Raw genomic sequence first — 6582 nt, forward strand, 5'->3', positions numbered from 1 at the left:
AGATCACGCCGCCGTGGTCGCGGCGACGGTGGGCCCAGCCCATCAGCGTCACGGTCTGGCCCATCAGCGCTTCGCTGACCAGACCACAGTAAGTGGTGCGCATTGTTGTTCTCTCCGGGGAGTGAGGGTCGCTGAGCTGAACCAATCGCCAGCTCCAAACCCTCCATTGTCGTTCAGGATTGGGCTGTTTCCGTGGCCGCAGGCGCCACAACGCCCATCGAAATGATGTATTTCAGCGCTTCGTCCACCGTCATGTCGAGGCAGCGCACTTCTTCGCGAGGCACCATCAGCATGAAACCCGAGGTAGGGTTGGGGGTGGTTGGCACATACAGGGTCAGCATGTCGGCAGGCAGCTTGTCAGCCACTTCGCCGCCCGGCTTGCCGGTGACGAAAGCGATCGTCCACGAACCTTGGCGGGGATACTGCACCAGCACGGCTTCACGGAAGGCCTGACCGCTGCTGGAAAACAGCGTGTCCGACACCTGCTTGACCGAGGTGTAGATGCTCTTGACGATCGGGATGTTCGACAGCACCTTGTTGGACTGCTTGAGCAGCCATTGGCCGGCCATGTTGGTCACGGCAATGCCGGTCAGCCACAGGGCGGTGACCAGAATGATGACGCTGAGCCCGGGAATGCGCTGCAGATCAGCCAGAAACGGATGCAGGCTGACGGGCAGGATGGTCTGTGCTACCGCGACAAACCAGGCGAACACGCCGTCGAGCGTGCCAATGACGTTCTTCAGCACCCAGACGGTGATGGCCAGGGGCAGCCAGACGAGCAAACCAGTGAGGATGTATTTCTTCACGGCGAAACCAGGTTAAGCGGCGAGGTGCCGGGCGTCGCATCGTATGACACGACGAAAGGTGCGGTGCAAACACAGCGGCGGGCCCGCGCACGAAGCGCTGCCCGCCGTACCAGCGTATTGTCAGTCCAGATCAGTGACAGGCGCACGACCCGCCACAGGGTGTCGCGGGAGCGGCACTGGCCGTGTCGGAAGCCGAACTGGAGTCAGCCGGGCCGGTCGCAGTCGCGCTGGTACCGCCCGTGCCGCTCTGGCTGCCACGGAAGTCGGTGGCGTACCAGCCGGAACCCTTCAGTTGGAAGCCAGCAGCGGTCAGTTGCTTGGAGAACGCCTCGGCACCACAAGCTGGGCAGGTGGTCAAGACGGGGTCGGAAATCTTTTGCAGGACGTCCTTGGTGTGGCCGCAGGACGAGCAGCGGTAAGCGTAAATCGGCATGATCAAACCTTCGGGGTGAGCCCGTTCAGACGCCATTTTAATGGGGGTGGTCAGCGGGGTTTCAAGACCCCGCCAATAGACCGGTGCCGTACTCAGGCAGCGTGGGCCAGTTCGGTGCGACGATCCTTGATCCACTGCGGTGCCAGCGAACCCGCCAGCATGCCCACCATGGCGGCCAGCAAGCCGGCCAGTTGGCATGGGAACATCTCACCCCAGGCTTCGTTCATCAGGAAGACCGCCCACACGCCAATGCCGGCGGTGATCGACAGCAGCGCACCTTGGGTGGTGGCCCGCTTCCAGTACAAGCCCATCACCAGCGGGATGAAGGCGCCCACCAGCGTGACCTGGTACGCCGACGACACCAGGTCGTAAATGGCCGTGCCTTGCATCTTGATGGCATACGTCAGCACCAGCGCCGTGAATACCAGGATGGTGATGCGCAAGGACAGCAGGATCTGGCGGTCGGTCATGCCCGGACGGATGTTCTTCAGGATGTTTTCCACGAAACTGGTCGAGGGGGCCAGCAGCGTTGCCGACGAGGTCGACTTGATGGCTGACACCAGCGCACCGAAGAAGAAGATCTGCGCGATCAGGGGCATCTTGCTCATGATCAGCGTGGGCAGCACCTTCTGTGGATCGTTGGCCAGCAACTCGCGGGTTTCGGTCGGCATGATGATCAGTGCTGAGGCCACGATGAACATGGGCACGAACGCGAAAGCCAGGTAGCTGAAGCCGCCGATGATGGCGCCCTTCTTGGCCGTTTCGCTGTCTTTGGCCGACATCACACGCTGGAACACGTCCTGTTGCGGGATGGAGCCGAACATCATGGTGATCGCCGCTGCGATGAAGGCAATCCAGCCCTCCGCAGTGTGCTCTGGCAGGATCTTGAACCAGTCATTGGCCACGGCCATGTCCAGCACCTTGTCGGCGCCGCCGGCCTGATCACCCGCCATCACAGCGATGAACGACAGGCCGACCACCAGCACGATCATCTGGATGAAATCGGTCCAGGCCACGGCCAACATGCCACCAATCAACACGTAGATCAGCACCAGTACCGTCCCGATGGTCATGCCGACAGCGGGGGCAATGGCGCCTCCCGACAGAATCGAAAAGACCAGACCCAGTGCGGTGATCTGGGCCGCCACCCAACCCAGGTAGCTCAGGATGATCGCGACCGAGCAGAAGATCTCCACGCCTTCACCGTAACGATGGCGGTAGAAGTCACCGATCGTGAGCAGGCTCATCTTGTAGAGCTTGCTGGCGAAGAAGGCGCCCACCAGCACCAGGCACATGGATGCGCCAAACGGGTCTTCCACCACGGCATTCAGGCCACCCTGAACGAACTTGGCTGGGATGCCCATGACGGTTTCAGCACCAAACCAGGTGGCAAACGTGGTGGTGATCACCATCGCCAGCGGCAGGCTGCGGCCGGCCACGGCGAAGTCGGTGGTGTTCTGGATGCGCGTGCCCGCATAAATCCCGATCCCCATCGTTCCGACGAGGTACAGAAGCACGAACGCAAGCAGGGTGGTGTTCATATTCGGCTAAAACCTTTCAACTGACAGGCCGACGAACGAAAACCGCCGACACCAAAAAGCCGTCGGCGGTTGAAGGAAGGGTTGCGGGGCGCAGTGTAGTGCCAGTTTGGGGTCAGATGACACCCAGCATGTGCAGGCGAACAAAGAGCTGCGCGGTCAGCAGACCCAGAAGGAATCCCACGCCAACCCACACCACGGTGGACAGCAGGCGGTTGGTTTGACGCTGTTCAGCCAGCATGGCCGCCAGGTCACGTCGCAAGTTGGCGTCGCCGTGTTCCAGATTGTGGTGAATCAGGCGAGGCAGCTCGGGCAGCATCTTCGCGTAGCGCGGGGCTTCGCGTTTGAGGCGAGCCCACAGCCCTCGCAGGCCCACTTGCTCGTGCATCCACTTTTCGAGGAAGGGCTTGGCGGTGCTCCACAGGTCCAGCTCGGGGTCCAGTTCGCGCCCCAGGCCTTCCACGTTCAGCAGGGTCTTTTGCAGCAGCACCAGTTGTGGCTGGATTTCGACGTTGAAGCGGCGCGAGATCTGGAACAGACGCATCAGCACCTGGCCGAGCGAGATTTCCTTGATCGGTCGGTCGAAATAGGGCTCGCACACGGTGCGCACCGCGCCTTCCAGTTCGTCCACCCGGGTGCTGGCCGGGACCCAGCCGCTCTCGATGTGGAGTTCGGCCACGCGCTTGTAGTCGCGATGGAAGAAAGCAATGAAGTTCTGGGCGAGATAGTCTTTGTCAATCTCGGTGAGCGTGCCGATGATGCCGAAGTCCAGTGCGATGTAGCGGCCGAAACTCTCGGGATCCAGGCTGACCTGGATGTTGCCCGGGTGCATGTCGGCATGGAAAAAGCCATCCCGGAAGACCTGGGTGAAGAAAATCGTGACACCGTCTCGCGCCAGCTTCTTGATGTCCACGCCGGCTTCACGCAGGCGCGCCATCTGGCTGATGGGCACACCCTTCATGCGCTCCATCACCATCACGGTGGGGGTGCAGTAGTCCCAGATCATTTCGGGGACCAGCACCAGATCCAGACCATCCATGTTGCGGCGCAATTGCGCGGCGTTCGCGGCTTCCCGCACCAGATCCAGCTCGTCGTGCAGGTACTTGTCAAATTCGGCGACCACCTCACGGGGTTTCAGTCGCTTGCCGTCGGCCCAGAAACGTTCCACCCAGCCCGCAATGGTTCTCAGCAGGGCCAGATCGTCATCGATCACAGCCAGCATACCGGGCCGCAGTACCTTGACGGCCACTTCCCGGCCATTGTGCAAGGTGGCGAAGTGCACCTGCGCAATCGACGCGCTGGCGACCGGGTCGGCCTCGAAGGTCTGGAACACCTCGGCGATGGGTTTGCCCAAGGCTTCTTCGATCAGGCGTGCAGATTCATCGCTGGGGAAGGGGGGCACCCTGTCCTGCAATTTGGCCAGTTCATCGGCAATGTCGGGCGGCAGCAGGTCGCGCCGCGTGGACAACATCTGACCAAACTTGACAAAAATGGGGCCCAGACGTTCCAGCGCTTCACGCAGGCGTTGCCCCCTGGGCTCGTGAAGGCGACGCCCCCAAGACAGGACGCGGCCGACGCGACTCCAGCCGGGATGGCGAAAGCTGTCCAGCAGCAGGCCGTCCAAGCCGTAGCGCAAGCCGATCCAGGCGATGAAAGCAGGGCGAAACAGGGCGCGCATCCGGGCGACCTCGATCAGCGATGCGCAGACGACTGCGTCGAGTCACCTGGACGCCAGCGCGTGAGTGCCTGACGCACCGCATTGGACAGGTGCCGCAGCATTTCCGCGGGCGTGTTGCCGACCAGTCGTGCGACATCGTCCTGAATGTCCCAGCGCAAGTGCTTCATCAGCCAGGAGGCCGCTTCAGCCAGTGAGGCATTCCCTTCAATCTGCACCTCGGGGCGCTCGCCCTTGAATGCCTGACGAATCACGCTCAAGGGGTTGGACAGGTGCACCGTCAAGGTCAAACCGTCTGCGCTGGGGGCATCGTGGGCTTCAGACAACTCCAGCAGGCCGGCGCGCGTGATCATGAAACGCATGGCGGGGGGCAGCAAAGGGCCGCCATCTTGCGATGGATTCAAGAACCGAGGGAGCTTGGGGGTGAAATCCGAAGCCCAGCGGATGTCGATGGTTCGACCGGCGTGCGGTTGCAGTTTCGCCATGGCCACGGGCTCATGGGAGATCACGTGGTTGAGCAGCAGCGTCAGGCGCGGCAGTGCGACCGGGCCGATCCAGGAGAGGGGGTGAAGTGCCATGTCGGGCATTGTAGGTTGATGACAGCCCCCCCCTGCAACACAGGGGGATCGATTGGAGTCACCCACCCCGGGTGGGATCGCCTTTTGCTTCACAATAGTTACCAAAGACTCAGGCATTAACTCATGGGGGGCTTGATGGAGCTGATGGCTCCTTCTTGAACTCGCGTCGGTGTGTCGTACCAGGCCGCATATCGCATGTTGAACGATCGAAGCTATACCCGCACATTTTTCAGCGCTCCGCAGTCGGTAACCTCTTTCGTTGCGGCAGTTTCTGAGCCGTTGACAACGGTGGGTGTGCTGCTCGCTGTTTTGGCCATCTTTGGGCAGCCGTTAAGTCGCGCCGAAATGGTTCTTTGCCTGATGGTATTTGCCTTGTCGTTCCCGGGGCGGAATCGGTTCCATGATTCGCGACTGGAAGCCGGGGTCGATATTTTCAGCTCCTGGTTGCGTTTGGTGATGATCCTTTGGTTGTGTGCCTACGCGACCGGCAGCCTGGGGTTTTTCGATTTGCACGTCATTGCATCTTGGTGTGTGTTGACGCCCTTGATGCAATGGTTTGTGGTGTTGCTGGGGCGAACTTTTCTTCGTCACCGTGCGCAATTGCCTGGATACAAGCGCAAAGCTGTGGTGGTGGGAGCTGGGCCGCTGGGGGGGAAAGTCGCCCGAGCCCTGCAAACCAGTCGAGATCAACCGTTGGAGTTCGTTGGCTACTTTGACGATCGCACCGACCACCGTGTGTTGCCTGAAGCTGTGAGCATGCGCCTTGGTGGGCTGCGCGAGGTAGCCAACTACGTCTATGCACATGGGATCCATGAGGTGTACATCACGCTGCCACTGGGGTCTCAGCCCCGGATCGTGGAGTTGATGGAGGCGCTGCAAGGCACCACAGCGTCGCTTTATTTCGTGCCTGATGTGTTCGGCATCAGCATCATTCAAGGACGCCTGCAGGACATGAACGGTGTGCCTGTCGTCGGCATTTGTGAAACGCCTTTCACAGGCACCAACGAGTTGATCAAGCGGGTGTCAGACATTGTCTTGGCCAGCATCATCCTCGTCCTGATTTCTCCCGTTTTGCTCGGGCTCGCAATCGGAGTGAAGTTGAGTTCGCCCGGGCCAGTCATTTTCAAACAGCGCCGAAATGGTCTGGATGGCGAGGAGATCATCGTCTACAAGTTCCGTTCGATGCGAACCCAAGACAATGGTCCCGTTGTCAAGCAGGCGACAAAGGGAGATCCACGCATCACGCGCTTGGGGGCTTTCATTCGTAAAACGTCGCTGGATGAATTGCCTCAGTTCATCAATGTGCTGCAAGGGCGCATGAGCATTGTGGGGCCGCGTCCGCACGCCGTGGCGCACAACGAGGAATACCGTCGACTGATCAAAGCCTACATGGTGCGACACAAGGTGCGCCCCGGCATCACAGGCTGGGCCCAGGTCAATGGCTATCGAGGCGAAACGGAAACCATTGACAAAATGCAGGCGCGAGTCGAATACGACTTGGAATATCTGCGCAATTGGTCTTTGGGGCTGGACCTGCAAATCATCATTCGCA

General features: G+C 60.6%; 6 protein-coding genes. 1 reads left to right on the forward strand and 5 read right to left on the reverse strand.

All coding sequences use genetic code 11. The features are described 5' to 3' along the window. Window positions 1–173: 173 nt before the first annotated feature. From ACMV18_RS00245 to ACMV18_RS00265, 5 genes are all read right to left on the reverse strand, one after another. On the reverse strand, window positions 174–806 hold the full coding sequence (locus tag ACMV18_RS00245; RefSeq protein WP_374257318.1) for a DUF502 domain-containing protein: 633 nt from the start codon (window positions 804–806) through the stop codon (window positions 174–176). A gap of 130 nt (window positions 807–936) precedes the next feature. Further along, window positions 937–1239: an FmdB family zinc ribbon protein gene (locus ACMV18_RS00250; protein WP_374257320.1), complete on the reverse strand. Its 303-nt coding sequence runs from the start codon at window positions 1237–1239 to the stop codon at window positions 937–939. A 92-nt stretch (window positions 1240–1331) separates the two neighbouring features. After that, complete coding sequence (locus tag ACMV18_RS00255) at window positions 1332–2780, reverse strand: sodium:solute symporter family protein (protein WP_374257322.1); 1449 nt, start codon at window positions 2778–2780, stop codon at window positions 1332–1334. A 112-nt stretch (window positions 2781–2892) separates the two neighbouring features. Further along, window positions 2893–4455 carry a ubiquinone biosynthesis regulatory protein kinase UbiB gene (gene ubiB / locus ACMV18_RS00260; protein ID WP_374257323.1) on the reverse strand — a complete coding sequence of 521 codons (1563 nt, stop codon included), beginning with the start codon at window positions 4453–4455 and terminating at the stop codon, window positions 2893–2895. Between the two features lie 14 nt (window positions 4456–4469). Further along, window positions 4470–5030, reverse strand: coding sequence for a hypothetical protein (locus ACMV18_RS00265; RefSeq protein ID WP_420816229.1), 561 nt, complete (start codon window positions 5028–5030; stop codon window positions 4470–4472). 360 nt (window positions 5031–5390) lie between these two features. Here ACMV18_RS00265 and ACMV18_RS00270 point away from each other — a divergent pair. Continuing rightward, window positions 5391–6582, forward strand: a 1192-nt coding sequence (locus ACMV18_RS00270; RefSeq protein WP_420816230.1) for an undecaprenyl-phosphate glucose phosphotransferase, incomplete at its 3' end; no start/stop codon positions are given.

Origin of the sequence: Aquabacterium sp. (assembly GCF_048860245.1) — a bacterium.
Lineage (GTDB): Bacteria > Pseudomonadota > Gammaproteobacteria > Burkholderiales > Burkholderiaceae_C > Aquabacterium.